Origin of the sequence: Methylobacterium litchii (assembly GCF_038442315.1) — a bacterium.
GTDB classification, from domain to species: Bacteria; Pseudomonadota; Alphaproteobacteria; order Rhizobiales; family Beijerinckiaceae; genus Methylobacterium; species Methylobacterium litchii.
Genome location: NZ_JBBXMY010000006.1, coordinates 178126 through 203195 on the forward strand (window position 1 = coordinate 178126; position 25070 = coordinate 203195).

Sequence of the window (25070 nt, forward strand, 5' to 3'; positions counted from 1 at the left end):
CGTCGGGGCCCGGGCGGGCGCCCCGGCCTTCCCGCGCTCTCGCGAGTTTCGATCCCAGATCCGATGGCCTCAGGCGACGACACGACCGCGCGGCCCTTCCACCTCTGCCGTGTGGACGAGCCCGTGCCGGCCGCCCTGCGTGGAGCCGTGGCGGCGATCGGCAATTTCGACGGCGTACACCGTGGCCACAGGGCGCTGGCGACTGCCGTGCGCGAGGAGGCGAGGGCGGGCGACCACCCCGCCGTGGCCCTCACCTTCGAGCCCCATCCCCGTGCCTTCTTCCGCCCCGACGCGCCGATGTTCCGGCTGACCGGGCAGCACGCGAAGGAGATCCTCTTCGCCCATAGCGGCCTCGACGGGCTGATCGTCCGGCGCTTCGACGCCGCTCTCGCGGGGACGAGCGCTCGCGCCTTCGTGATGGATTTCCTGCGCGACGGCCTCGGCCTGTCGGGCGTGGTGGTGGGTCACGACTTCCATTTCGGCCGCGCGCGCGAGGGCTCGCCGTCCCTGCTGCGCGATCTGTGCCGCGAGGCGGGGCTCACCTGCCGCCTCGTGGATCCCGTGGCCCTGTCGGGGGAGGAGGAGCCGGTGTCGTCCAGCAAGATCCGCAATGCGCTCGCCGACGGGGACGTGGCGCGGGCGAACGCGCTGCTCGGCTACCGCTGGTTTGTGACGGCCGAGGTCCGCCACGGCGACAAGCGCGGACGCATCCTGGGCTACCCCACCGCGAACCTGATGCTCGCCGATTGCGCCCTCGCCCACGGCATCTACGCCGTGCGCATCAAGCTGCCGGACGGCACGATCAAGAACGGGGTGGCGAGCTACGGCCGTCGCCCGACCTTCGATGACGGCGCGCCGCTTCTCGAAGTGAATCTGTTCGACTTCGCGGGTGACCTCTACGGCCAGGAACTGGCCGTGGAGTTCGTGGCCTACATCCGGGGCGAGGAGCGCTTCGCCAGCGCCGACGACCTCATCGCGCGGATGCATCTCGACGCCGCCGAGGCGAAGCGGCTCCTCGCGGCGGATGCCGTGCCGACTATGCTCGCCTGAACGCGCGGGACGGGTATAGAAGGGCGCGAATTGTCGTCGGAGGCGTGACGTGCTGGGCCGTTTGGATCGGGGAAATTCGGGTGAGGCGGTCGTCTCCTACGGCGACGGCACGATGCGGGTGGTGAAGCCCGGCGCCTTCGTGCGCTGCGCGGTGACAGGGGACGCGATCCCCCTCGACAATCTCCGCTATTGGAGTGTCGCGAAGCAGGAGGCCTACGCCACGCCTGAGGCGCTCATGCAGCGCTTGAAGGAATACGGCCGTCCGTAAGCAGCGCCAACGGGTTGCACCGGAAACTCAAGGTTCAACTTCAACGGGTTTCCGGCGACGATGACAGGGCGGCGGCCAGTTGCCGCCGCAACGGCTCGGGCTCGACGAAGACGAGCCTGACCGTCAGCATGGCGACCCGCGCCAGAACATCCTTCGGCAGGCGGACGGCGTCCTTCTCCGTCGTGATGAGCCGCGCGCCGAGGCGGTCCGCGTCCGCCGTGAGCCGCGCGAGGTCGCTGTCGCGATAGGGATGATGGTCCGGGAAGGCGTGGGTCGCTGCCAGTACGGCGTCCTGGTCACGGAGCGTCGCGAAGAATTTCTCCGGCCGCCCGATCCCGGCGAAGGCCAGCCAGCGCCCTCCCGCGAGGTTGGCCCGCTCCGGCACGAGCCGCGCCCGGTGGACGGGCAGCCCCCGCGCCATCGCCTGCGCGGCCACGGCCTCACCCGCCGCACCCTCGCCGATCAGGATCACTCCGCCGACATGCGGCCATTGCCGCTGCAGCGGCACGCGCAGGGGGCCGGCGGGGAAGACGTGGCCGTTGCCGTTTCCGGCGGCGGCATCGACCACGGCGAAGGAGAGATCCTTCGCGAGGCTCGGGTTCTGCAACCCGTCATCCATCACGATGGCGGTGGCGCCGAGGCTGCGACACAGGGCGGCCCCGGCCGGGCGGTCGCGGGCGATCACGGCGGGCGCGGCGCGGGCGAGAAGGAGCGGTTCGTCGCCCACATCGGCGGCCCGGTGCACCGCGGGCGCGACACGTACGGGACCGGGGAGGCGTCCGCCATAGCCCCGGCTGAGGAAGACGGGCGAGGCGCCGAGGTCGCGCAGGATCGCCGCCACGGCCAGCGCCGAAGGTGTCTTGCCGGCCCCGCCGAGGGTGAAGTTGCCGAGGCAGATCACGGGGCAGGGGGCGTGCGCGCCCGGCCTGTCCATGCGGCGGGCGCCGGCCGCACCGTAGAGTGCGCCGAGGGGTGAGAGCAGCCGCGCCACGGGATGGCGAGGCCCGGCCTGCCAGAAGCCGGGCGGGCGCATCAGGCCCGGCCGCGCGCCGCCGGGTGCAGCCCCTGCAGCTTCATCTGCGCCACGAATGGATCGAGCACCGCCAGGGTGCGCGCCACCGCGCCCTCGAAGGGCTGCAGGGCAGCGTGGCCCGCCTCGGCCATCGTCGCGAGGCGTGCCGGATCGTCGAGCAGCCGCCCGACGGAATCGGCGAGTTCCGCGCCATTGGCGACGAGGGCCGCACCGCCCGCCCGGTCGAGGGCATCGTAGATCTGCACGAAATTGCCCGTATGCGGCCCGTGCAGCACCGCCGCGTCGAGGCGCACCGGCTCGATGGGGTTCTGTCCGCCGCGCGGCACCAGCGATCCGCCGACGAAGACGAGAGGGCTGAGCCGGTAGAACAGGCCAAGTTCGCCGATCGTGTCCGCGACGTAGAGGTCGACGCCCGGATGCGGGCGCCCCCCCGCCGAACGCCGGGCGCTACGCAGGCCGGCGGCGGTGGCGCAGGCGGCAGCCTCGGCGCCCCGGCCGGGATGGCGGGGGGCGAGCACCGTCAGGAGGTTCGGGAACCGGCCCTTCAGCTCCGCATGGGCGTGGGCGATGGCCGCCTCTTCGCCGGGATGCGTGCTCGCCGCCAGCCAGACCGGACGCCCGGTCAGCATCGGCCGGAGGTAGTTCAGTTGCTGCGGGTCCACGGGCGGGACCGGCGCGTCGAACTTCAGGTTCCCGGCGATGGAGACGCGCGGGGCGCCGAGTTGGGCGAAGCGGGCGCCGTCCTCCTCCGTCTGCGCGAGGCAGACGGCGATCCGCGACAGGAGCGCCGCCGCCGTGCGCTTCGCACGCTCCCAGCCCCGGAAGGAGCGCTCGGACATCCGCCCGTTCACGAGGATCAGCGGGATGTCGCGTTCGTCCAGGGCGACGATGGTGTTCGGCCAGATCTCCGATTCGGCCACCACGGCGATGTCGGGCTGCCAATGGTCGAGGAAGCGCTCGATCCAGCGGGGCGCGTCGAGGGGCATGTATTGATGCACCGCGCCGGGCGGCAGGCGTGCGCCGATCAGGTCGGCGGCGGTGCGGGTTCCGGTGGTGACGAGCACCGAGTAGCGGCGGGCGATCATGCCCTCCACCAGGGCGACGAGGGACAGGACCTCACCGACGCTCGCGCCGTGCATCCATACGAGCGGGCCGACCGGACGGGCCCGGCCCGGCAGGCCGCGCCGCTCACCGAGCCGGCGCGGATCCTCCTTCCCGCGACGGGCACGCCACGCGAGCAGCCCCGCCACGGCTGGCTCGCCGACGCGCAGGCCGGTGCGGTAGAGCCGCAGGGGCAGGGTCAGCGGGGCCGGCCTCATACGGCGACCTCCGGCATGGCGGCCGCCGGGGCGACGCTCTGCCCGTAATAGGCGGCGCGGTCAGGCCGCCCGACCAGCGCGTAGGCGCGGGCATGGACCCGGTCCATCTCCGTCTCGACGAGGAGGCGCAGGCGCTCGAACGCCTCGCCCTCGCACTCGCGGGGCACGAAGACCGGATCGCCCAGCACGACCGCCGCCCGGCCGAAGGGCAGGGCGAGGCAGGCGCGGTCCCAGGAGCCGAAGCGGATATGGCGGCTCATCACCACCGCCGAGGGCACGATGGGCCGCCCCGAGAACCGCGCCAGGGTGAGGATGCCGGCATCGCAGCGCCGCGTCACCTTCGGCACGTCGGCGCTGAAGGCGACGCATTCGCCGGCCTTCAGGGCCTTGAGCATGGCGCGCAGACCCTCCGCCCCGCCCTTGGAGCGGGCATCGGCCGTCCGCCGCCGGCCACGGGCCCCGGAGGCGCGCATCACCCGCACGCCGAGGCGTTCGAGGGCGATGGTGTTGATGTCGCCGTCCGGGTTGCGGGAGATGATCGTCGCGACGCGGTCGGTGGCGCGCATCATCAGCGGCATCTGGATGTGCTGGCCGTGCCACATGCCGAAGATGGCGGGCAATTGCGCGTCGAGCCATGCATTCGCGGCTTGCAAGTCGCCCGCGAACCCCGCGCCCGTCTCCATGGTGAAGCGGTTGGTGGCGCGGACGAAGCGCAGATAGCCGGCGGCGAGACGCCCAAGCGCCCGCTTCACCAGCGGCTGTCGAAGGAGGCGCTTGAAGAAACTCATCACGGCCCGCGTGTCAGGCCCGGCGGCATAGCCCCGCGAGCCGGCTCGGTTCAAGCCGCCCAAGCCAGACAATCGCTCATCCCAAGAGGGGAAGAGCCATCGCGCACACGACTCACAAAGGCGTGTCACCGCTTGTTTTGAACGATTACAAACTGTAGATTGGAACTGTTCCAGGAAGGGGGCGGCGATGGCGATGGTGGTGGACGATGCGGCGACGGCACTGGCCGAGGCGCGGCGCGATCTCGTGCTGCGCTATGTCCAGCCCGGCCTCGCGGGGCTGATCGACGGGTCGGTCTCCACCCTGGCGCCGATCTTCGCCGCCGCCTTCGCCACGGGCCACAATTGGTCGACCTTCCTCGTCGGGCTCGCAGCCTCGGTGGGGGCGGGAATCAGCATGGGCTTCACGGAAGCCCTGTCGGACGACGGCAGCGTGACCGGGCGGGGCAGCCCTCTGATGCGCGGCCTCGTCTGCGGGGTGATGACGACGCTCGGCGGCCTCGGCCACACCTTGCCCTACGCGATCCCCGACACCCTGCCGCCGGGCTGGCCCAACGCCTTCGTCTTCGCCACCACCCTCGCGGTGGCGGTCGTGGTGGTCGAGCTGGTGGTGATCGCGGGCATCCGCACCCGCTACATGGCCACGCCGTTCTGGCGGGCGGCCCTGCAGGTGATGTTCGGCGGCGTGCTCGTCCTCGTGACCGGGATCCTTATCGGCAGCGCTTGACGGCGGCGCCCGGCGCCGCGATGCCGGGGGCGAAGTCCGGAGCGCCCCCTCGCCTTGATCTTCCGCCTCGCGCATCTCAGCGACCCGCATGTCGGCCCCCTCGGCCGACCGCGCCTCAGCCAGTTGTTCGGCAAGCGCGCCACCGGCTACGCCAACTGGCGCCGGGGCCGCTCGCGCAGCCACGACATGGCGACCCTGTCGCTCCTCGTCACGGACCTGCGGGCGCAGGGGGCGGGGCACATCGCCTGCACGGGCGACCTCTGCAACATCGGCCTGCCGAGCGAATGGGCGACCGCCCACTCCTTCATGGGAGCGCTCGGTCCGCCCGAGGACGTGAGCCTCGTGCCCGGCAACCACGACGCCTATGTGCGCGGCTCGCTGGAGGGGCTGCTCGACGCCTGCGGCGCCTACACGGCGGACGATTCGGGCACGCAGGCCCATTTCCCCTATCTCAGGCGGCGGGGCCCCCTGGCGCTGATCGGCCTGTCGAGCGCCATCCCGACGAAGCCCTTCGTGGCGAGCGGGCGCCTCGGCCCGCCGCAACTCGCGGCGGCGGAAACCCTGCTGCGGGCGCTGGCCACCGAGCCGGGGCGGCCCTGCCGGGTGGTGATGATCCACCATCCGCCCCATCCGGGCGGTGCCTCGCCGGGGCGTGAACTGAAGGACGCCGCCGCCTTCACGGCGATGATCGGCCGGGTCGGCGCGAACCTGATCCTGCACGGCCACAACCACATCGCGAGCCTCGCCCGCATCGCCGGGCCGGGCGGGCGCATGGTCCCGGTAGTGGGCGTGCCCTCTGCCTCGGCCCTGCCGGATGGGCACGGCGCAGTACCGGCCCGCCGGGCGGGCTACATGCTCTACGACATCGCGCGGGTGAACGACGGCTACGCCATCGCGGCCCGGCGGCGCGGCCTCGACGCCGCCGGGTCCATGGCCGATCTCGGCCCCCTCGATCTGGGGCCGGGCGCGACCCTGTCAGTTTAGGGCTCAGCCGGCGCTGGCGAGGACCGGGGCCTGCATCCGGGCGATGCTGGCCTCGTAGCGTTCGGCCTGGGCGCGGGTGAGCCCGCTGACCAGGGCGAGGTTGCCGCGATAGACCGTGTAGGTGCCGTCGTGAGTCGGCTTGACGCGAATGGCTTCGGACATGGAAACCTGCCTCTTGCTGGAGAAAGCTGCCGCAGGGGTCATGGGATGCCGAACCCGTTCTGGGCCGACGCCCAGGTCGGACGCGCATCTGAGCCGAGGTTAGGCATGCGCCGCTTGGACGCAAGACCGGCCTGTGGTGAAGTACCGATGGCAGGGAATGTGCAGTGCGGGAAAACGTTGAGCGGTCTCGCAATCCTGCCGATGCCTAAAATGACGGCAGTATCGATGCATTTTGTATAAGTCGGTCGGAAGCGAATTTAGCCGGTTCAACGGATCCCGAATCACGCAAGTTCAGGTCAATCGAGGTCGATTCATGGAACTCTGGCGCCTGTCCGCGACGGACCTCGCGAATCGCATCCGAGCCGGCGACGTATCCGCCCGGGAGGTGGCCGCCGACGCCCTGGATCGCCTCGCGGCGGTCAACGGCGCGTTGAACGCCGTGGTCGATTACCGGCCTGAGGAGGTACTGGCCGACGCGGAGGCGGTGGATGCCGCCCGCGCGCGGGGCGAGGCGCTGGGGCCGCTCGCCGGGGTGCCGGTGACGACCAAGGTCAACGCCGACCAGCGGGGCTTTGCCACCACCAACGGCCTGCGCCTACAGAAGGACCTCGTCGCGAAGGACGACAGCCCCGTCGTCGCCAACCTCCGGCGGGCGGGGGCGGTGCTGCTCGGGCGCACCAACACGCCGGCCTTCTCGCTGCGCTGGTTCACCACCAACAGCCTACACGGCGAGACCAAGAACCCGCGCGATCCCGGCCTGACGCCGGGCGGCTCCTCCGGCGGGGCGGGCTCCGCCGTAGCGGCGGGCATCGGCGCCATCGCCCACGGCACCGACATCGCCGGCTCGGTGCGCTACCCGGCCTATGCCTGCGGAGTCCACGGCCTGCGCCCAAGTTTCGGCCGCATCCCCGCCTGGAACGCCTCCTCCCCCGAGCGCGGGATCGGCCCGCAGCTCATGGCGGTGTCTGGCCCGCTCGCGCGCAGCATCGCGGATGTCCGCCTCGGCCTCGCCGCCATGGCCGCGCCGGATCCGCGCGATCCCTGGTGGGTGCCCGCGCCCCTCGAAGGCCCGCCCGCGCCGCGCAAGGTCGCCCTGTGCCTGCGGCCGGGGGGCCTCGCCATCGTGCCGGAGGTCGAGGCGGCTTTGCGCGACGCGGCCCGGCGCCTGGAAGCCGCCGGCTGGCAGGTCGAGGAGATCGCCGACACGCCGCCGCTGCGCGAGGCGAACGACATCCAGTTGACCCTCTGGCTCGGGGACGGCTTCGCCGCCGTCCGCGCGGCGGCCGAGCGGGAGGGCGATCCGGCGGCCATCGGTCTCCTCGACGCCTTCCGCCCGCGGGCCGAGGCCCTATGGCCCGACGCGATCACCCAGGCGCTGACCCGCCGGGCGACCCTCGCCCGGCAATGGTCTGTGTTCCTGGCCGAGAACCCGGTGCTGCTCGTGCCCGTCTCCGGCGAGTTGCCCTTCCCGGACGGGCTCGACCGGACGCCGGAGGGCATCGCCCGCGCCTTCGAGGCGCAATTGCTTCAGGTCGCCCTGGCGCCGCTCGGCATCCCCGCGCTTACGGTCACGACCGGGCTCGTCGGGCGGAGTCCGGTCGGCGTGCAGGTGGTCGCCGGCCGCTTCCGGGAGGATCTGTGCCTCGCGGCGGGCGAGGCCATCGAAGCCGGGGGCGTCCCGCCGATGCCGGTGGACCCGGCGGGCGCCTGAGCCTCAGGCGCCGAGGCGCATCAGCAGGCCGGCGAAGAGCGCCGCCCGGCTCGGCAGGGAGTCGATGAGAACGTGCTCGTCCAGGGTGTGATAGCCGTGGCCGAGCACGCCCAGCCCGTCGAGGGTCGGGATGCCCATGGCCCCGGTGAAGTTGCCGTCCGAGCCGCCGCCCGCGCTGCAATGGGTGAGCACGACACCGGCCTCGGCCGCGAGGTCCTTCGCCAGGGCGTAGAGGGCGAGCGTCCCCGCATCCGGCTCCCAGACCGGCCGCGTGACGCCCCGGCTCACGGTGAAGCGCACGCCGTCCTCCTCGCCGGAAAGGGCGAGCATCCGCTCGACCACCCGGTCGAGGTCCGCTTGGCGCTTCGCCATGCTGAGCGCCTGCCCCCGGCACAGGGTCGGCACGCAATTCACCCACATCCCGCCGGAGACGATGCCCGTCGAGACCGTGCAATCGGCGTCCGATAGGGAGTCGATGGTAAGCACCTTGCGGGCCATCGCACGGATGGCGGAGCGCCCCTCGCCCGGCGAGGAGCCCGCATGGCTCGGCCGGCCGACCGCCTCCAGATCGAACCGGGCGATGGCGTAGCGGCCCGTCACCACCCCGTCGCCGGGCTGGCCGGGCTCCGGCACGAGCACGTAGGAATGCCGCGACGCCTCGGCCTCGATCAGGTCGCGGGTGGCGGGGCTGCCGATTTCCTCGTCGCTGGTGAACAGCACCGTCACCGGCAGGGGCGTCTGCGCCCCGGCTGCGATCAGGGCGCGGAGCGCGGCGACCGCGATGACGTTGCCGCCCTTCATGTCGAGGATGCCCGGCCCGTAGGCGCGGTTGCCCTCTACCCGCCAGGGCAGGCGCGCGAGAGTGCCCACGGGATGGACCGTGTCCAGATGACCGAGGACGAGGATGCCCTTCTCGTTGCTCTTCGGGTGCGGGAAGCGCGCCCGCACGCAATCGCCGAGGCCCATTCGGCCGGGGATCGTCTCCACCTGCGCGCCGAGCAGCGCGAGGTCGCGGGCGGCGAGCGCCATCATGCGGTTGACCGCACCCGCATCGTAGGTCGGGCTCTCGCATTCGACCCAGGCGCGCAGTTGCGCGAGCAGGGCCTCGGGGGCGAAGTGCAGGTCACGGGTCATCGGGCAGCCTCCGGGGCCGAGCCGGCAAAGGGGTCGTCCACGCGCGGCCAGAAATTCGGGTCGCGCTTCGTATAGGGAATCGCCCCGTAATCGGGCGGCACCGCGCCGGGCGCCGCGACGTAGCGCACGGCGGAGGCGATGGGGACGAAGCCGGCATAGAAGTGCTGCATCGACTTCACCACCACGATGCGCTTGTCGTCGAGGGTCAAACCGAGGCCGGTGAAGGCGTCCGGCGCGAAGGGCTGCTGGCGCTTGTGGGTGAGGACGAGGTGAATGCCGTCCGCCTCGACCCAGGCGGCCGGGCCGAGCGTGGCCCGCCCGCCGCTCAACCCGCCCTGGCTGTGATCGTCCGAGAGGCCGCGCACGGTGACGCGCAGGTCCACTGGATCGCCGGAGGTGACGCCGCACTTGCCGCCGACCCGCAGGTCGAAGGTCGCGCCGAGCCCGGCCTCGTGGCAGATACCGACCGCGCCGGGGTCCCAGATCATGCCGAGCGCCGCGCCCTTCTCCTGGCGGGCGACGAGACGGGCGAGGATCGCCGTGTTGTCGGAGGGCGCACCGGCGCCCGCATTGTCAGCGGTGTCGGCCAGCACCATCGGCCGGGGATCGTCGGAGGCCAGCGCCGCGTCGAGGGCGGCGTCGATGCTGTCGAAGGCGGTCGAGGCTTCCACCCGCATCGCCCAGATCTCGGCGGCGAGTTTGTTGGCGAGCGCCTGGGCCTTCGCCATGTCGCCATCAGCCACGACGAGCATCTTCGCCCCGACATCGGCCACATCGGCGTAAGGAAAGCCGTGGCCGAAGGAGACGGACAGGATGCCGTCGTGACCCTCCAAGTCGAGCATCCGGCGCACGAAGCCGGCGATGGGCTCGCGGGTGGTCTTCCACATGCTGACCATCCGGCAATCGCCATAGGCCATGACCGGACGGATGCGCTTTTCGACGGTGGCGACGACGAGCGGATAGAGGTCGCGGGCGCGGTCCACGATGTCGGTGTGGGGGTATTCCTTGTAGATCACCACCACGTCGGCCTCGCGCCGCAGCGTCTCCGTGAGGTGGCAATGCAGGTCGAGTTCGACGCCGATGGTCACGTCGGGTCCGACCAGGGCGCGGACCCGCTCCACCGTGTCGCCCTCGCAATCGTCGTAGCCCTCGGCCACCATCGCCCCGTGCATGAAGAGCAGCACGGCCTGGACCGGCATCGCGGCGCGGAGGTCATCGAGCAGGGTGTCGCGCAACTCTTCATAGACGTCGCGCAGGGTGATCCCGCCGGGCTGGGCGAAGGTCGAGATGCTTTCGGAAACCTCGTGGCCGTCGGCCTCGGCCATCTCGCGCCACGCCTTCAGGCCGATATTGCTGAGGGAGGGCGGGGCGCGCGTGCCGTCGCGGCGGGAGTAATCGGCCAGGAACGCCGCGCGGCCGGTCGGCAGCGGGGCAAAGGTGTTGGTTTCGGTCGCAAGGCCGGCGATGAAGATCTTCAAGACTTATCCTTCGCGTCTTTCCGCGCCGGCCGACGAGCAAGTCATGCGCCGGTTTCGGGGGTGAGGACGATGACGTGCCGCGTCGCCGCCGCGACGGCTTCCGGCGAATACGGCATCGGCGCGTAGCCCTGTCGAGCCCACACCTCCCCGAGGTCGCGGTAGTGCGGATCGCGCGGGTCGCCCGACTGGCCGGGGACGTTCACGAAGACCGATGCGTCCCAGCCGCCGACATCCACCACCATGCGGAACGAGGCGCCGTTGGTGACGCGGAACGAGTCCGTGCGGTACTCGGCGTGCATCACACAGGCGCCCGCTCCGCCGAGGGGAAACGGCCCGACATCCCATCCCGCGTCCCCGCCGAGTGCCGACAGGGGATGCGCGAACAGCGCTTGGTGGAGGCGGCCCCAGGCCCAGGCGGAAGCCTCCGCGCCCATCAGCGTGCCGCAGGTCGTCCAGGCGGCGGCGAGCGCCGTCTCGAGGAGCGCCGCGGGCCTGTCCACCGCCTCTAGCCGGGTGAGCAGGCTCTCCGTGTCGCCCGGGGGAATGAGCCTGCGGAGCGCCGCATCGGGCACCAGCGCCGCGATCAGCGCCGGGCGCAGGTGGCGGACCCAGAGTACTTCCACCAGGGCGGCGGCGGCGCTGGCAGCGGTAAGTCGGCCGTCGAAGCCCCGAAGCAGGTCCTGCGCCTGCCGGGCCTCGGCGCTCCCGGCCGGGACGGCGCAGGCGAGCCGCGCGATGCGCAGGGCCGGCTCCGAGACAACGTCGGCCTGCAACGCCTGCGAATCGGCCAGCGCGTGCCTGTCCTGCGAGCCCAGCACCGCGCGCAGACGCGTGGCGCGCCAGGGCTCGTGCCACTCGAAGCCAATCTTCCTGTCCTCGGCCGGGTAGCCCGGCGGAAGGTTCATCTCGTTGGCGGTAGCGAACCAGCCCTCGACTGGGTCGATGGCGCGGGGCAACTCCTCCGCGTCGAGGAAGCCCGCCCAGTCGAACCGCCCGTCGCCCGGCACGGGCAGGAGCCCGTCATGACCCGGCCGGCGCGGCGCCTTGCCGGCCATGAACCACGCGATCCGCCCATCCCGGTCGGCATAGAGCTGGTTCACCGAAGGCGCGGACCAGTACCGCAGCGCCTCCCCGAACGCCTCGGGGGTCCGCGCGTCGAGATAGGCGAGGCTGCCGAGATAAGCCGCCGAGCCCGGCGCGGACCACACCGTGGCCAAGGCGAAGGCCCGGCGCGCATCCTCCGCGATCACTGGCCCGTGGCGGGTGTAGGCGAGGGAGACGGTCTCGTCCGGCCCGCCCCGCACGGGGATCGCCTCCAGGACGCGGGCGATCCGCTCCCAGCCCTCGCCGTCGCGGATCAGGTCGGGATCGTCTCCGTGCTTCTCGCAGACGAACAGGTCCTCCTGATCCATCGGCGCGATGGTCAGGCTGAAGGCGGCGTGGCCGTTATGGCCGATGGAGATGCCGGGCAGGGCCGGCTCGCCCGCGCCGATCACGTCGAGGCCCGGCGCGGTGAGATGCACGGCGTAGCGCAGGGACGGGTTGAGGTAGATCCGGTGCGGATCGCTGGCGAGGATCGGCCGCCCGGTGGCGGTGCGGCCGGGGCCGATCACCCAGTTGTTCGAGCCCTCGCTCGGCTCCGGCGGGGGCGCGCTCGTCCGCCCGACGGTGCCGTGGGCATCGACCTTCGACCACGCCCACGCCTCCTCGCGGGTCGCTCGGAGCCGTTCGGGGCTGAACTGCACCTGCGCCGTGGCGAGGCGGAACAGGTCGAGGAGGTCGTCGGGCCAGTCGGCGGCATCGAGGCCATCGGGCACGAAGGGCGTGTGCGGCGGGCTCAGGTGCTTGCGCAACTCGTCCGTCTCATGGCCGCCGCCGAGGCTGAGCCCCTTCGCGCGGGCCACCTCGGAGAGGACGTTGCGCACGAGCCCGTGGCTGCGGATGCGCACCACGTCCTCCGGCGCCCAGAAGGCGGGGCGCGTGCCCATCCGCGTGAATTCGGGCGGCAGGAGATCCGATTGCGTCTCGGTCAGTGCGAGGTAGGCGTTCAGCCCGCCGACGAAGGCCGTGACGATGGCCTGCGTATCCTGCGGGCCGTAGGCGGCCCATTCGGCGGCCATGTCGCCCCGGTAGAGGAACAGCCGCGTGGCCCTGTCCTGCGCGAGGTAGCCCGGCCCGAAATCCGCCGCGAGCAACCCGAGCCCGCGCTTGCGCCACAGGTCGAGCTGCCAGAGCCGGTCGCGGGCGGCGTTGAAGCCCTGGACGCGGTAGGCGTCCAGAATGCTGCCCGCCCGGATATGGGCGAGGCCGGCGGCGTCGATGCGGATCTCCGCCGGCCCGGTCAGGCCGGGCAGGGCGAAGGTCCGGCTCACAGCACCACCTCGATGAGGTAGGGGCCTTTCTCCGCGAGCCCGTGCTTCAGGGCATCGATAAACTCGGGCAGCGTCTCGACCCGCCGGCCATCGACGCCGAAGCCCCGCGCCAGCGAGACCCAGTCGAGGGCGGGGTTGTCGAGGCTCAGCATCCCGATGGCCTTCGGGCCGGGATTGTGCGCGCCGACATTGGCGAGTTCGCCCCGCAGGATCGCGTAGGCGCGGTTCGACCAGACCACCGTCACCACGTCGAGGCGTTCACGGGCCTGCGTCCACAGCGCCTGCACCGTGTAGAGGCCGCTGCCATCCGCCTGCAGGTTGATGACCTTCCGGCCCGGCGCCCCGATGGCGGCACCGGTCGCCATCGGGATGCCGACGCCGATGGAGCCGCCGCTCAATTGCAGCCAGGCATGCGGGGCGCTGGCCTTGGTCAGCGCGAAGAAGTTGCGCCCCGTGGTGAGGGATTCATCGCAGATCACCGCGCCTTCGGGGATCAGCGCGCCGATCACGGCGCCGATGGCGTCCTGGTCCAGGGCCTCGGAGGTGGGGATCTCCGGCCGCGTGCCGAGATCGGGAAGGGCGATTTCGGGCGCGTTCACCGCCTCCGCGAGCCGTTCGAGGGCATCGATCTGGTCCTGCTCCGGCGTTGCCAGCGTCAGGGTCGTGCAGCCCTCCGGCGCGAGGAGGCTCGGCTTGCCGGGATAGGCGAAGAAGCCGACCGGCTGGGTCGCGCCAATCAGGATGATATGGCGGAAGCCCTTCAAGGCCTCGATGGCCTGATCGATCGGGTAGGGCAGGCGCTCGATGGGCACGGTGCCGACGCCCCGGTCGATCCGGGCGTTCGAGGTCATGGCCAGCAGCTTCGCGCCGGTCTTGCGGGCGATGCGGTCGGCGATCACCCGGCCCTCACCGCGCACCGCCCGGTCGCCGAGATGGAGCAGCACCGGCTCGCCGCTCGCCAGCACCTTCGCCGCCTCGCGGACCGCCTCGTCCTCGGCGCGGGCACGCTCGGGGATCGGCGGCACGGGGGCGATGCCGGTGCCAGGGTCCCAGGCGGTGTTGGCGGGCAGGATCAGCGTCGCGACCTGCCCCGGCGCTGTGCGGGCGGCGGCGATGGCGTCGGCCCCGTCGCGGCCGATCTCCTCCGCACTCATCCCCGTGCGGACCCAGGCCGACATCGGCCGCGCCAGACCCTCGATGTCCGAGGTGAGCGGCGCATCGTATTGCCGGTGGTAGATGGCGTGCTCGCCGACGATGTTGATCAGCGGCGAGCGCGCCCGCCGGGCATTGTGCAGGTTGGCGAGGCCGTTCGCGAGGCCGGGGCCGAGATGCAGCAGCGTCGAGGCCGGCTTGTCCGCCATCCGGGCATAGCCGTCCGCCGCGCCGGTGGCGCCGCCCTCGAACAGGCAGAGCACGCAGCGCATCCCCTCGACGCGGTCGAGGGCGGCCACGAAATGCATTTCCGATGTACCGGGATTGGTGAAGCAGACCTCCACCCCGCCCGCCACCAAGGTGCGCACAAGACTTTCGGCGCCGTTCATCGGCGCAGCCGCCGCCCCATCCGTCGGTTCAGCCACGCCAATCCTCCCAGCACGCCTCAATTCCACTCATCGTGGCACGGTGGAGCGGCGGCGCAAGGCCCCTTGAACGCAGAATGGACAAGCATCGCCCTGCGGCGTCACCGCCTGTTCTGGCGCGGGACTTGCCGGGGGCGCGGCGTCAGCCACGGTATCCGGACACCCGATGACGTTTCCCCGACGCACCGCCCTCGCGCTCACCGCCAGCCTCGCCCTCGCGGCCCAAGCCCAGGCCGACAGCGTGCTGCGCATCGCCATGACGGCGACCGACGTGCCCACTGCCACCGGCCTGCCGAACAACGGCTTCGAGGGCATGCGCTTCATGGGCTACCCGATCTTCGAAGCTCTCACGCAATGGGACCTGACGCAGACGGACAGGCCGTCGGGCATCAAACCGGCCCTTGCACAGAGTTACGAACAGGACCCCGCCGACGGGCACATCTGGACCTTCCACCTGCGCCAGGGAGTCAAGTTCCACGACGGCACGCCCTTCGACGCGAACGCCGTGATCTGGAACCTCGACCGGTTCTTCAAGAACGACAGCCCGCAATTCGAGCCGCAGGCGGCGGGCATCTCGCGGGCGCGGGCGCCCATCGTCGCGAGCTACCGCAAGATCGACGACGCGACGGTGCAGATCACGACCACGCAGGTCGCGTCGTACTTCCCCTACATGGTGGTGTACCTGCTGTTCACCTCGCCCCAGTCCTTCGAGAAGGCGGGCCGCGACTGGACGAAGGTGCCCGCCCTGCCGGCGGCCGGGACCGGGCCGTTCAAGATCGTGAAGGTCTCCCCACGCGAATCCGTCGATCTCGCCCGCAACCCGGACTATTGGGATGCCGGCCGCATGGCGAAGGTCGACCGCATCCGCCTGATGCCGATCCCGGAGGCGAATGCCCGCGTCGCCGCCCTGCGCTCGGGGCAGGTGGACTGGATCGAGGTCCCGGCCCCGGACGCGATCCCCTCGCTGAAGCAGGCCGGCTTCACGATCACCACGGGCTCGTACCCGCATGTCTGGCCGTGGATCTACAACATCGCCGGTACGAACAGCCCCCTGAAGGACGTGCGCGTGCGGCAGGCGTTGAATTACTGCGTCGACCGCGAGGGCATCGTCGCCCTGCTGAACGGCACCGCCGAGCCCGCCTCCGGCTGGCTCAACGACAAGGATCCGAATTTCGGCAAGCCGCAGAATCACTACGTCTCGGATCCGGAGAAGGGCAAGAAGCTCCTGGCCGAGGCCGGCTACGGGCCGAGCAAGCCCCTCAGCCTGAAGGTGATGGTGTCGTCGTCGGGCTCCGGCCAGATGCTGCCCATGCCGATGAACGAGTACCTTCAGGAGAACTTGAAGCAGTCCTGCAATGTGGACGTGTCGTTCAACGTGGTCGAATGGCAGGTGCTACTCAACGCGAGCCGGCTCCTGCCCGATTCGGGCAACCTGCAGGGCTCGAACGTGCTGAACGTCTCCTCGCCCTCCTCCGACGCGGCGGTGATGGAGCGGTACTTCTCCTCGTCCCGATTCCCGCCGGGCGGCTTCAACTTCCCGAACTGGAAGGACGACCAGTTCGACGCGGCCCTCAAGGCGCTCGCGGAGACGAAGGACCAGAAGGTGATCGACGCGCAGACGCAGATCGCCCACGAGCGCCTCGTGGACAATCCGCCCTGGCTCTACGTGGTCCACGATCTCAACCCGCGCGCCATGTCGAAATCGGTGAAAGGCTTCGTCTCGCCGCAATCCTGGTTCGTCGATCTCACCCGTGTCAGTGTTCAGTGAGCGGCCGGAGCCCGTCATGACCGAACTCCACACCCTCCCGGCCGCCGCCCTCGCCCGGGACATCGCCGCGCGGAAGCTCTCGCCGGTCGATTGCGTCGAGGCCCTGCTCGGCCGGATCGAACGGCTGGAACCGCGGCTTCAGGCCTTCACGGAGGTCTTCGCGCAGGATGCCCGCCTCGCCGCCGAGGGCGCCGACAAAGCGATCCGCTCGGGCCACGCGGTCGGCCCGCTCCACGGCGTCCCCGTCGTGCTGAAGGACCTGATCGATTTGGAGGGCCGGATCACCATGGGCGGCTCGGCCGCCCACCGGACCCGTCGGGCCGCGCGCACGGCCACCGTGGCGCGCAAGCTCATCGCGCAGGGCATGATCGTGCTGGGCAAGACCCACACGGTCGAGTTCGCTTATGGCGGCTGGGGCACGAACCAGCATCTCGGGACGCCCTGGAACCCCTGGGACATGCAGGTGCAGCGTGTGCCGGGGGGATCGTCCAGCGGCACGGGCGTCGCCGTCGCCGCGCGGCTCGCCCCCTGGGGCATCGGCACCGATACCGGCGGCTCGGTGCGCCTGCCGGCCTCGTTCTGCGGGCTCACCGGGCTCAAGGTCACGGTGGGGCGGGTCTCGACCCACGGGATCGTGCCATTGTCCGCGACCCTCGACACGCCCGGCCCCCTGGCCCGCACCGTCGAGGACGTGGCCCTACTCTACGAGGCGATCTCCGGGCCCGATCCCCTCGATCCGGTGACGAAGGGCGTCGTCCCGGCGGATCCGTGGATGTCGCTGCACCGGGGCGTGAGGGGCCTGCGCCTCGCGCGGATGCCGGCGGCCGAGCGGGATGGCGTCGCGCCGGACATGCTCGCTGCCTACGACGCGGCGCTCGATACGCTGGCGGGGGAGGGCGCCGAGATCGTGGACATCGCCCTGCCGTTCCGCTTCGCGGACTTCCTGGCGATGAGCGACATCACCAACGCGGAAGCCTATTTCGAGAACGGACCGCTGGCGGAGGATGCGGCCTCGCCGCTGGGCGACGCGGTGCGGGGGCGCATCCTCGCCGGCGCCGCCGTGTCCGCACAGACCTATCTGCTTACGCAGCGTCGCCGGGCGGCGATGAAGGTGCAGTTCGCGGCGGCGATGGAGGGGATCGACGCCCTGCTGACCCCCACGACGGAATGCGCGGCGATTCCCGTGTCCGAGGTGGACGAGGCCTATGCGCCCTCGCGCTTCACCCGCTTCGGCAACCTGCTGGACCTCTGCGCCCTCAGCCTGCCGTCAGGCTTCACGGCGGGCGGCCTGCCGCTGTCGCTCCAGATCGCCTGCCGGGGTTACGAGGAGGCCATGGCCCTGCGAATCGGGCGGGGCTTCCAGCGCGCTACCGAATGGCACCTTCGCCAGCCGATGCCTTAAGGATGCCGAGCCCCGCGAGTAGCGTCGCGCGGGCCCGGCTCACCCGGCTCTTCACCGTGCCGACCTGACACCCGATCCGGTCCGCCGCCTCCTCGTAGGTGAAGCCCTCGGCCCCGACGAGGAGCAGCGCCTCGCGCTGGGCGGCAGGCAGGAGTTTCAGGTGCTCGCGCACCGTGTTCAGGGTGCTCGCGTCCTCCTGATCGGACAGGGCGACCATCCGCTCGGCATGGACGCCGTCGGCATCCTCGACCTCGCGCTTGGCCTTGCGCAGGTCCGAGTAGAACAGATTGCGCAGGATCGTGAACAGCCACGCGGTGAAGTTGGTGCCGGGCCGGAAGCGATGCTGGTTCGCCCAGGCGCGGGCGAAGGCTTCCTGCACGAGGTCGTCGGCGCGCACCGCATCCCCGCAGAGGGAGAGGGCGAAGGTCCGCAGCGCCGGCAAGGCGTTGATGATGTCGGCGCGGAAATCGAAGGCCAGCGCGTCGTCGGCGCCCGCAAAAAGGGCTTCGAGCCGGGTCACGAGTCCCGACAGCCGCTCGGGCAGCGCGTCATTCGTCGTGAGGGCGAAGTAATCCTTCAGCGGCGCGGACAGATGGCGCCCGATATCGCTGGTGCCGTGAGACGGCCCGGCCTCGGTTACTCCTTCCGGCAGATCGGCGATCATCCCGCCTCCCTCGACAGATTGAATATTGGAATTTGTCTAAGGTCTCGTACGAGCCGCCGCATGAACCGCTGCTAAACAACCGCGGACGGATTTGCGGGATTGTCCGAAAGTCCAATCCGGTGGCGTTTCAGGCTTGGCATCGCGGGGACGCGGGGTGCATCCTCCCGGCCCGAGGATCAGCCATGACGCACGACCATCACCACCACGATCACGACCATCCGCACGGCAGCGATCTCACGCCCGTCGAGGCGCGGGTGCGGGCACTGGAATCGCTCCTCGTCGAGAAGGGCTACGTGCAGCCCGCCGCCCTCGATGCGCTGGTCGAGATGTACGAGACCAAGGTCGGCCCCCATCTCGGCGCCCGCGTCGTCGCCCGCGCCTGGACCGATTCCGCCTATCGCGAACGGCTCCTGAAGGACGCTACGCCGACCATCGCCGAACTCGGCATCGGCGGACGGGGCGGCGAGCACATGGTCGTCGTCGAGAACACGCCCGAGGTGCATAACATGGTCGTGTGCACGCTGTGCTCCTGTTATCCGTGGCCCGTCCTCGGTCTGCCGCCGGTCTGGTACAAGGCGCCGGCCTATCGCGCCCGCGCGGTGATCGACCCGCGCGGCGTGCTGAGCGATTTCGGCGTCGGCATCCCCGAGACCACGCGGATCACCGTCTGGGATTCCACCGCCGAGACCCGCTTCATGGTGCTGCCGATGCGGCCCGCCGGCACGGAGGGGTTCTCCGAAGAGGCGTTGGCCGCGCTCGTCACCCGAGACTCGATGATCGGAACCGGCCTGCCGCTCTCGCCCGGCGCGGAGATCCAGCCATGAACGGCGCGCAGGATCTCGGCGGCGCACACGGGTTCGGGCCTGTGCGGCCGGAGCCGAACGAACCGGTCTTCCATGCGGACTGGGAGAAGCGCGTCTTCGCCATGGCGATGGCGATGGGCTTCACAGGCACCTGGAACCTCGACGGGAGCCGCGCCACGCGGGAATCGCTGCCGCCCGCGCAATACCTCGCGTCGAGCTACTACGACATCTGGCTCGAAGCCCTGGAAGCGCAGATCCTCGCGAACGGGCTTGCCACGCGGGAGGAGATCGTCGCCGGCCGTGCAGCCGAGCCGCCCAAGCCCGTCGCCCGCGTGCTCACCGCCGACATCCTCGAACCGCGCTTCCGGGCGGGCTTCCCGAGCGACCGGGAGCCCGAAGGGCCCGCCCGCTTCGCCATCGGCGAGACCGTCGTCGCGAAGGTGATGAATCCGGTCGGGCATACGCGCCTGCCGCGCTACGTCCGGGGCCGGCGGGGCGTGGTCGAGGCGATCCACGGGGCCTTCGTCTTCCCCGACACCAATGCCTACAAGCAGGGCGAGAATCCGGCTTGGCTCTACACGGTCGCCTTCACGGCGTCCGAGTTGTGGGGGCCGGAGGCCGATCCCGGCGGGCGCGTCACCATCGCGGCCTTCGAGCCCTACTTCGACCCGGCATGAGCACGCCACGCCCGCAGGGGCCCTTCTCCGCGCCGTGGGAGGCGCAGGTCTTCGCCATGGTCGTCTCGCTGCAGGAGGCGGGCCTGTTCACCTGGGGCGAATGGGCCGACGCGCTCGGCCGCACGATTCGGCCTGACGGGGCGGGCGAGCAGGCGGCCGATTACGGCCGCTGGCTGGAGACGCTGGAACGCCTCCTCGCCGAGCGCGGCGTCACGGACGGCGCGAGCGTCGCGGCACGTGCCGAAGCTTGGCTGCGCGCGGCCCACGCCACGCCCCACGGCCAGCCCATTCTTTTGGAGAACGACCCGGAGCACCACGCTCGTCCGTCATTGCGAGCCTAGCGAAGCAATGACGGGGTGTGAGCGGAACCGCGCTCTACTTCCGCAACTCGTCCAGCGGCACCGGATAGGCGTGCGGCCTCGTCGCGAGCATCGCGTCGATCAGCGCCAGCACCTCGGCGCGGCCGCAATTGGCGGCGGGTTCGAAGGGCGTCCAGGTCTGGGTGAAGTCGAGCCGGGCGAACACGTCGCGGTAGTGGCGCAGCTCGTTGATCGTCAGCGGCACGCCGCGCACGAAGGCCTTGTGCGCCGAGATCGTCCGCGCCCGGCGGAAATCCTCCGAGTCGAGTTCGAACTTCAGGGCGTCGCCGCAGAAGCAGATCCGGCGCTTGCGGTCGAACAGCACGGCGTGCCCGTCGAAATGCCCCGCCGTGCGGTGGAGTTCGAGGCCCGGCAGCGGTTCGAGGAAGTCGTCGTAGGGCCAGCTCACCTGAAGCGCGGCGCTCCATGTGAAGTCCGCGGCGGGCAAGCAGAGTTCCGGGTCGAACCGGTCCTGCAACTGGACCAGCGCCCCATAGGAATGCGGATGCGAGGCCGAGAGGAACTGCATCCCGCCGAGGCGGGCGATCTGGTCGAGCGCCGCCTCGCTGAAGACCGGGCAGCCCTCGAAGCCCATGTTCCCGGCCTCGGTCTGGATCAGGTAGGCGGAGGGACCGATCCCCGAGACCGGCTCGTTCCAGAAACGCCACACGCCCGGCTCCAATTCCTGCCAGTGGCAGGGGAAGGCGTCCTGCGCCTCCGATTCGGTGCGGAAGCGCCAGCCGTCCTGCGGCACCACGTGGCGCGCGTCGAGGCACATCGGGCAGGCGGCGGGCGTCTCGAAATGCCGCTGCCAGAACCCGCAATTGTCGCAGGTGTAGGCGGGCAGCTTCAGGGCGCCCGCGAAGGGCAGGTATCCGGGCATCGTCTCGCGTCCTCCGCCCTCACGCAGCGGTGAGCGCACCGCCTGAAACTGTCCCCGCCCGGCCCGGTTTCCAGACCACGCCGCGACATCGCCGTCCGGATCGGCCGCTCGACGCCGGCCTCGAACCGGGACACAGTGCGGCCTCGGTGCGGATGGGAGACCCCCGCCCATGACGACAGCACGCACGATTCGGCTTCCATTCGACCGGTGGCCCATCGATCCCTGGCCCCGCGCCTCCCTCGGGGAGCGGACGGCGGTGGGCTCGGTGCTGATCCTCCTCCTGGCGCTGCCCTGCATGGCGGCGGCGGTGGCGGTGGTGCTCATCGCGATCCTCACGCAGCACGCCTATCGCTCCTACGAGGCCGGCGCGATGCTGCGGGCACGGCTCATCCGCCGCTGAGGAAAAACAATCTCGGGTCACGCAGGATTTGACCTTGGCGCCAAGCCTGGGTCAGTCATGGCGCGAGGCCGGAGACCACCATGTTCCGTTCGTTGATGACCGCGCGGCGTTTCGCGCCGCTGTTCTGGTGCCAGTTCTTCTCGGCCTTCAACGATAATTTCCTGAAGAACGCGCTCGCCTTCCTCATCCTGTTCGGGATCGGGGGCCAGGCCGGCGCCTCCGAGGAGGGCCATGCCGGCGTGCTCGTCACCCTGGCGAGCGCGGTGTTCATCGGCCCGTTCTTCATCCTGTCGGGTCTCGGCGGCCAATGGGCCGACCGCTACGACAAGGCGCTGATGGCCCGGCGCCTCAAGTTCGCGGAGATCTTCGCGGCGGGCTGCGCGGTCGCGGGCTTCCTGTTCCATTCCGTGCCGGTGCTGTTCGTGGCGCTCGGCCTGTTCGGGACGATCGCGGCCCTGTTCGGCCCGATCAAGTACGGCATCCTGCCCGATCACCTGCGCCGGGAAGAACTGCCCGCCGGCAACGCCCTGGTCGAGGCCGCGACGTTCCTGGCGATCCTGCTTGGCACCATCGCGGCGGGCACCGCCTCAGCCATGGGCGGCTCGGGCGCCCTGTTCGCCGCCCTCGTCATGGCCTTCGCCGTGCTGTGCTGGCTCTCCGCCCGGATGATCCCCGCGACGGGGGAGGGCGCACCGGATTTGAAGGTCGACCGCAACATCGCCCGCTCCACCGCCAGCCTGCTGCGCGACCTTTGGGTCGATACGCGGCTGTGGCGCGGCTCGCTCATCGTGAGCTGGTTCTGGCTGGTCGGCGTGGTGGTGCTGTCGCTGCTGCCGGTGTTGGTGCGCAACGCCTTCAACGGCACCGAGACGGTCATCACCCTGCTGCTGGCGACCTTCTCCATTGGCATCGCCCTAGGATCGGGCCTCGCCTCCTGGCTCGCCAGCGGGCGGATCGTGCTGCTGCCGACGCCGGTCGGCGCGGTGCTGATGGCGCTGTTCGGCTTCGACCTCGCCTGGACGGTCTCGCATCTGCCGCCGGTCCCGGCGGAGGCCATCGGCCCCGTCGCGTTCCTGCGCAGCCAACACGGCCTGCGCACGGTGATCGACTTCCTCGGCCTCGCCATGGCGGGGGGCCTCTACATCGTGCCCTCCTTCGCGGCCGTGCAGGCCTGGGCCGACAAGGCGATGCGCGCCCGCATCATCGGCGCGGTCAACGTGATCACCGCCGCCTTCATGGTCGGCGGCACGCTGGCTTTGGCGGCGCTCCAGGCGGCGGGCCTGTCGATGGCGAGCCTCCTCGCCCTCGTAGCGGTGCTGAACCTCGTGGTCGGCGCCGTGGTGCTCGCCACCCTGCCGACGAGCCCATTCCGGGACGCGATCTCGATCCTGTTCCGGGCCTTCTACCGCCTGGAGGTGCGCGGCCTCGACAACATCGAGAAGGCCGGGCCGAACTGCATCGTGGCCCTCAACCACGTCTCGTTCCTCGATGCGCCGCTGGCCCTGTCGCTCCTCGATCAGGAGCCGGTCTTCGCCATCGACAGCGGCATCGCCAAGCGCTGGTGGGTGAAGCCCTTCCTCCGGATGACGAAGGCGATGCCGCTCGATCCGACGCGGCCGCTCGCCACCCGCACGCTCATCAACGCCGTGCGCTCCGGCGAGACGCTGATCATCTTCCCCGAGGGGCGGCTTACCGTCACCGGCAGCCTGATGAAGGTCTATGACGGGGCCGGGCTCATCGCGGACAAGTCCGGCGCCATGGTGGTGCCGGTGAAGATCGACGGCCTGGAGCAGACCGTCTTCTCGCGCCTGTCCCGGCGGCAAGTGCGCCGCCGCTGGTGGCCGAAGGTGGTTGTCACCGTCATGCCACCTCTGCGGCTTAGCGTCGATCCGGCGCTGAAGGGCAAGTCCCGGCGGCAGGCGGCGGGCGCGGAACTCTACGACGCGATGTCGGAACTGCTCTTCCGAACCACCGAGATCGACCGGGGGCTGATGGCCGCCCTGATCGACGCGGGCGACAACCACGGCTGGCGTCGCAACGCCTTGGAGGATCCCGTCACCGGGCGGCTGACCTACGGGCGGCTCGTGATGGCGGCCAACATCCTCGGCCGCAAGCTGATGGCCTACGCCCCCGAGGGCGGACGCATCGGCCTGATGCTGCCCAATGCCAACGGCACGGTTGTGACGTTCTTCGCCCTGGCCTCGGCGGGGCGGGTGCCGGCGATGATCAACTTCTCGGCGGGGCCGAAGAACGTGCTCTCGGCCTGCGCCACGGCGGAGGTCTCCACGGTGCTGACCTCCCGCGCCTTCATCGAGAAGGGCCGCCTCGGCACCCTCGTGGAGGCGATGAAGGACACAGTGAAGCTCGTCTACCTCGAGGACCTGCGCGCCACGATCACGACGGCGGACAAGATCCGGGGCTTCCTCGCCCCTCGCAAGCCGCTGGTGAAGCGCGGCGGCGAGGATCCGGCAGCGGTGCTGTTCACCTCCGGCAGCGAGGGCACGCCCAAGGGCGTCGTGCTCGCCAACCGCTGCATGCTCGCCAACGTGGCGCAGGTCGCGGCGCGGATCGATTTCGGGCCGATGGACAAGGTATTCAACGTGCTGCCGGTGTTCCACGCCTTCGGGCTCACCGCCGGCACGGTCCTGCCCCTGGTCTCCGGCGTTCCGGTCTATCTCTATCCGTCGCCGCTGCATTACCGGATCGTGCCGGAGCTGATCTACGGCTCGAACAGCACCGTTCTGTTCGGGACGGACACGTTCCTCACCGGCTACGCCCGCGCGGCCCATTCCTACGATCTACGCTCCCTGCGCTATGTCGTGGCCGGCGCCGAGGCGGTGAAGGACACGACACGCCGGACATGGCTCGAGAAGTTCGGCTTGCGCATCCTCGAAGGCTATGGCGTCACCGAGTGCGGGCCGGTGGTCGCCCTCAATACGCCGATGTTCAATCGCTTCGGCACGGTGGGCCGCATCCTCCCCGGCATCGAGACCCGGCTCGATCCCGTGCCGGGCATCGACGAGGGCGGGCGGCTCGTCCTGCGCGGGCCCAACATCATGCTGGGCTACCTGAAATCCGACCAGCCCGGCCGCTTGCAGCCGCCGCCCGAGGGCTGGCACGATACCGGCGACATCGTCACCATCGATGCGGAGGGGTTCGTGACCATCCGGGGCCGGGCCAAGCGCTTCGCCAAGGTCGCGGGCGAGATGGTCTCCCTGGCCGCCGTCGAGGCGCTGGCCTCGGAACTGTGGCCCGACCGCTTGAGCGCCGTCTCCGCCGTGCCGGATGCGCGCAAGGGCGAGCGGCTGGTGCTGTTCACCCAGGCGAAGGAGGCGACCCGCGCCGCTTTCCAGAGCTTCGCCAAGGGCAAGGGCGCCTCGGACGTCTCGATCCCCGCCGAGGTGGTGGTGCGCGAGGACATCCCCCTGCTCGGCGCCGGCAAGATCGACCTCGTCGCCCTCGACAAGCTGGCCCGGGAGCGCGCCGACGCCCCCGAGGCCGCCTGACACGGGCG

21 protein-coding genes and 1 pseudogene are annotated in these 25070 nt (G+C 70.9%); 12 read left to right on the plus strand and 10 right to left on the minus strand.

Annotated elements, in window-relative coordinates; translation table 11 throughout:
• The first annotated feature begins 63 nt into the window (after positions 1 to 63).
• Positions 64 to 1050, plus strand: a complete 987-nt coding sequence (locus tag AAHF99_RS13580; RefSeq protein WP_342164894.1) for a bifunctional riboflavin kinase/FAD synthetase — start codon at positions 64 to 66, stop codon at positions 1048 to 1050.
• 49 nt (positions 1051 to 1099) lie between these two features.
• A complete protein-coding gene (locus tag AAHF99_RS13585; protein ID WP_243954064.1) occupies positions 1100 to 1318 on the plus strand; it encodes a DUF2093 domain-containing protein in 219 nt (72 codons plus the stop codon).
• 40 nt (positions 1319 to 1358) lie between these two features.
• On the opposite strand, the gene lpxK is transcribed toward AAHF99_RS13585, so the two are convergent.
• Genes lpxK through AAHF99_RS13600 form a run of 3 tightly spaced genes read right to left on the minus strand, consistent with a single transcriptional unit; the run spans position 1359 to position 4458 of the window.
• Positions 1359 to 2351: a tetraacyldisaccharide 4'-kinase gene (gene lpxK / locus AAHF99_RS13590; protein WP_342164896.1), complete on the minus strand. Its 993-nt coding sequence runs from the start codon at positions 2349 to 2351 to the stop codon at positions 1359 to 1361.
• Positions 2351 to 3670, minus strand: coding sequence for a 3-deoxy-D-manno-octulosonic acid transferase (locus tag AAHF99_RS13595; protein WP_342164898.1), 1320 nt, complete (start codon positions 3668 to 3670; stop codon positions 2351 to 2353). Before AAHF99_RS13595 ends, lpxK begins: the two co-directional genes overlap by 1 nt.
• Positions 3667 to 4458: a lysophospholipid acyltransferase family protein gene (locus tag AAHF99_RS13600; protein WP_342164899.1), complete on the minus strand. Its 792-nt coding sequence runs from the start codon at positions 4456 to 4458 to the stop codon at positions 3667 to 3669. The genes AAHF99_RS13595 and AAHF99_RS13600 overlap by 4 nt, the downstream gene beginning before the upstream one ends.
• A gap of 229 nt (positions 4459 to 4687) precedes the next feature.
• Between AAHF99_RS13600 and AAHF99_RS13605 the strand changes: the two are divergent.
• A pseudogene (locus AAHF99_RS13605) lies at positions 4688 to 5182 on the plus strand (VIT1/CCC1 transporter family protein); the annotation flags it as partial.
• Positions 5183 to 5239: 57 nt separating this feature from the next.
• Complete coding sequence (locus tag AAHF99_RS13610) at positions 5240 to 6166, plus strand: metallophosphoesterase family protein (RefSeq protein WP_342165012.1); 927 nt, start codon at positions 5240 to 5242, stop codon at positions 6164 to 6166.
• Between the two features lie 3 nt (positions 6167 to 6169).
• Here the strand turns inward: AAHF99_RS13610 and AAHF99_RS13615 are convergent, their stop codons facing one another.
• Positions 6170 to 6328, minus strand: a complete 159-nt coding sequence (locus tag AAHF99_RS13615) for a hypothetical protein (protein WP_342164900.1) — start codon at positions 6326 to 6328, stop codon at positions 6170 to 6172.
• 313 nt (positions 6329 to 6641) lie between these two features.
• Here AAHF99_RS13615 and AAHF99_RS13620 point away from each other — a divergent pair, with 313 nt between their 5' ends.
• Complete coding sequence (locus AAHF99_RS13620; protein WP_342164901.1) at positions 6642 to 8039, plus strand: amidase family protein; 1398 nt, start codon at positions 6642 to 6644, stop codon at positions 8037 to 8039.
• 3 nt (positions 8040 to 8042) lie between these two features.
• Here AAHF99_RS13620 and AAHF99_RS13625 read toward each other — a convergent pair whose 3' ends face one another.
• Genes AAHF99_RS13625 through AAHF99_RS13640 form a run of 4 tightly spaced genes read right to left on the minus strand, consistent with a single transcriptional unit; the run spans position 8043 to position 14564 of the window.
• A complete protein-coding gene (locus tag AAHF99_RS13625; RefSeq protein ID WP_342164902.1) occupies positions 8043 to 9173 on the minus strand; it encodes a M20/M25/M40 family metallo-hydrolase in 1131 nt (376 codons plus the stop codon).
• Positions 9170 to 10651, minus strand: a complete 1482-nt coding sequence (locus AAHF99_RS13630) for a M81 family metallopeptidase (RefSeq protein ID WP_342164903.1) — start codon at positions 10649 to 10651, stop codon at positions 9170 to 9172. The genes AAHF99_RS13625 and AAHF99_RS13630 overlap by 4 nt, the downstream gene beginning before the upstream one ends.
• A 41-nt stretch (positions 10652 to 10692) precedes the next feature.
• Complete coding sequence (locus AAHF99_RS13635) at positions 10693 to 13023, minus strand: penicillin acylase family protein (RefSeq protein WP_342164905.1); 2331 nt, start codon at positions 13021 to 13023, stop codon at positions 10693 to 10695.
• Positions 13020 to 14564, minus strand: a complete 1545-nt coding sequence (locus AAHF99_RS13640; protein WP_342165014.1) for an acetolactate synthase large subunit — start codon at positions 14562 to 14564, stop codon at positions 13020 to 13022. Before AAHF99_RS13640 ends, AAHF99_RS13635 begins: the two co-directional genes overlap by 4 nt.
• 202 nt (positions 14565 to 14766) lie before the next feature.
• Here AAHF99_RS13640 and AAHF99_RS13645 point away from each other — a divergent pair, with 202 nt between their 5' ends.
• Positions 14767 to 16368: an ABC transporter substrate-binding protein gene (locus AAHF99_RS13645; protein WP_342164907.1), complete on the plus strand. Its 1602-nt coding sequence runs from the start codon at positions 14767 to 14769 to the stop codon at positions 16366 to 16368.
• A gap of 16 nt (positions 16369 to 16384) precedes the next feature.
• The gene (locus AAHF99_RS13650; protein WP_342164908.1) at positions 16385 to 17770 is read left to right on the plus strand and encodes an amidase; all 1386 of its coding nucleotides are present in this window, start codon (positions 16385 to 16387) and stop codon (positions 17768 to 17770) included.
• Here AAHF99_RS13650 and AAHF99_RS13655 read toward each other — a convergent pair.
• Positions 17736 to 18434, minus strand: a complete 699-nt coding sequence (locus AAHF99_RS13655; RefSeq protein WP_342164910.1) for a sigma-70 family RNA polymerase sigma factor — start codon at positions 18432 to 18434, stop codon at positions 17736 to 17738. The two genes, AAHF99_RS13650 and AAHF99_RS13655, sit on opposite strands and share 35 nt — an antisense overlap.
• A 182-nt stretch (positions 18435 to 18616) precedes the next feature.
• Here AAHF99_RS13655 and nthA point away from each other — a divergent pair, with 182 nt between their 5' ends.
• The 3 genes from nthA to AAHF99_RS13670 are packed head-to-tail and all read left to right on the plus strand — an operon-like array spanning position 18617 to position 20255.
• A complete protein-coding gene (gene nthA, locus AAHF99_RS13660) occupies positions 18617 to 19258 on the plus strand; it encodes a nitrile hydratase subunit alpha (protein ID WP_342164912.1) in 642 nt (213 codons plus the stop codon).
• Entirely contained in the window at positions 19255 to 19914 is a 660-nt protein-coding gene (nthB, locus tag AAHF99_RS13665) for a nitrile hydratase subunit beta (RefSeq protein WP_342164913.1), read from the plus strand. Before nthA ends, nthB begins: the two co-directional genes overlap by 4 nt.
• Positions 19911 to 20255: a nitrile hydratase accessory protein gene (locus tag AAHF99_RS13670; protein WP_342164914.1), complete on the plus strand. Its 345-nt coding sequence runs from the start codon at positions 19911 to 19913 to the stop codon at positions 20253 to 20255. The genes nthB and AAHF99_RS13670 overlap by 4 nt, the downstream gene beginning before the upstream one ends.
• Before the next feature lie 34 nt (positions 20256 to 20289).
• Here the strand turns inward: AAHF99_RS13670 and AAHF99_RS13675 are convergent, their stop codons facing one another.
• Positions 20290 to 21156 (minus strand): MBL fold metallo-hydrolase, encoded by an 867-nt coding sequence (locus tag AAHF99_RS13675; RefSeq protein ID WP_342164915.1) that lies wholly within the window; start codon positions 21154 to 21156, stop codon positions 20290 to 20292.
• 169 nt (positions 21157 to 21325) lie between these two features.
• On the opposite strand from AAHF99_RS13675, the gene AAHF99_RS13680 reads away from it, so the two are divergent.
• A complete protein-coding gene (locus AAHF99_RS13680; RefSeq protein ID WP_342164916.1) occupies positions 21326 to 21556 on the plus strand; it encodes a hypothetical protein in 231 nt (76 codons plus the stop codon).
• A gap of 80 nt (positions 21557 to 21636) precedes the next feature.
• Positions 21637 to 25062, plus strand: coding sequence for an acyl-[ACP]--phospholipid O-acyltransferase (locus AAHF99_RS13685; protein WP_342164917.1), 3426 nt, complete (start codon positions 21637 to 21639; stop codon positions 25060 to 25062).
• The last annotated feature ends 8 nt before the right edge of the window (positions 25063 to 25070 follow it).

What these genes read in the sequence shown, in the direction of transcription:
- AAHF99_RS13580 (WP_342164894.1), top strand. Translation starts at nt 64, where the DNA reads ATGGCCTCAGGCGACGACACGACCGCGCGGCCCTTCCACCTCTGCCGT.
- lpxK (WP_342164896.1), bottom strand. Translation starts at nt 2,351, where the DNA reads ATGCGCCCGCCCGGCTTCTGGCAGGCCGGGCCTCGCCATCCCGTGGCG.
- AAHF99_RS13595 (WP_342164898.1), bottom strand. Translation starts at nt 3,670, where the DNA reads ATGAGGCCGGCCCCGCTGACCCTGCCCCTGCGGCTCTACCGCACCGGC.
- AAHF99_RS13600 (WP_342164899.1), bottom strand. Translation starts at nt 4,458, where the DNA reads ATGAGTTTCTTCAAGCGCCTCCTTCGACAGCCGCTGGTGAAGCGGGCG.
- AAHF99_RS13615 (WP_342164900.1), bottom strand. Translation starts at nt 6,328, where the DNA reads ATGTCCGAAGCCATTCGCGTCAAGCCGACTCACGACGGCACCTACACG.
- AAHF99_RS13620 (WP_342164901.1), top strand. Translation starts at nt 6,642, where the DNA reads ATGGAACTCTGGCGCCTGTCCGCGACGGACCTCGCGAATCGCATCCGA.
- AAHF99_RS13625 (WP_342164902.1), bottom strand. Translation starts at nt 9,173, where the DNA reads ATGACCCGTGACCTGCACTTCGCCCCCGAGGCCCTGCTCGCGCAACTG.
- AAHF99_RS13640 (WP_342165014.1), bottom strand. Translation starts at nt 14,564, where the DNA reads ATGAACGGCGCCGAAAGTCTTGTGCGCACCTTGGTGGCGGGCGGGGTG.
- AAHF99_RS13645 (WP_342164907.1), top strand. Translation starts at nt 14,767, where the DNA reads ATGACGTTTCCCCGACGCACCGCCCTCGCGCTCACCGCCAGCCTCGCC.
- AAHF99_RS13650 (WP_342164908.1), top strand. Translation starts at nt 16,385, where the DNA reads ATGACCGAACTCCACACCCTCCCGGCCGCCGCCCTCGCCCGGGACATC.
- AAHF99_RS13655 (WP_342164910.1), bottom strand. Translation starts at nt 18,434, where the DNA reads ATGATCGCCGATCTGCCGGAAGGAGTAACCGAGGCCGGGCCGTCTCAC.
- nthA (WP_342164912.1), top strand. Translation starts at nt 18,617, where the DNA reads ATGACGCACGACCATCACCACCACGATCACGACCATCCGCACGGCAGC.
- nthB (WP_342164913.1), top strand. Translation starts at nt 19,255, where the DNA reads ATGAACGGCGCGCAGGATCTCGGCGGCGCACACGGGTTCGGGCCTGTG.
- AAHF99_RS13670 (WP_342164914.1), top strand. Translation starts at nt 19,911, where the DNA reads ATGAGCACGCCACGCCCGCAGGGGCCCTTCTCCGCGCCGTGGGAGGCG.
- AAHF99_RS13675 (WP_342164915.1), bottom strand. Translation starts at nt 21,156, where the DNA reads ATGCCCGGATACCTGCCCTTCGCGGGCGCCCTGAAGCTGCCCGCCTAC.
- AAHF99_RS13680 (WP_342164916.1), top strand. Translation starts at nt 21,326, where the DNA reads ATGACGACAGCACGCACGATTCGGCTTCCATTCGACCGGTGGCCCATC.
- AAHF99_RS13685 (WP_342164917.1), top strand. Translation starts at nt 21,637, where the DNA reads ATGTTCCGTTCGTTGATGACCGCGCGGCGTTTCGCGCCGCTGTTCTGG.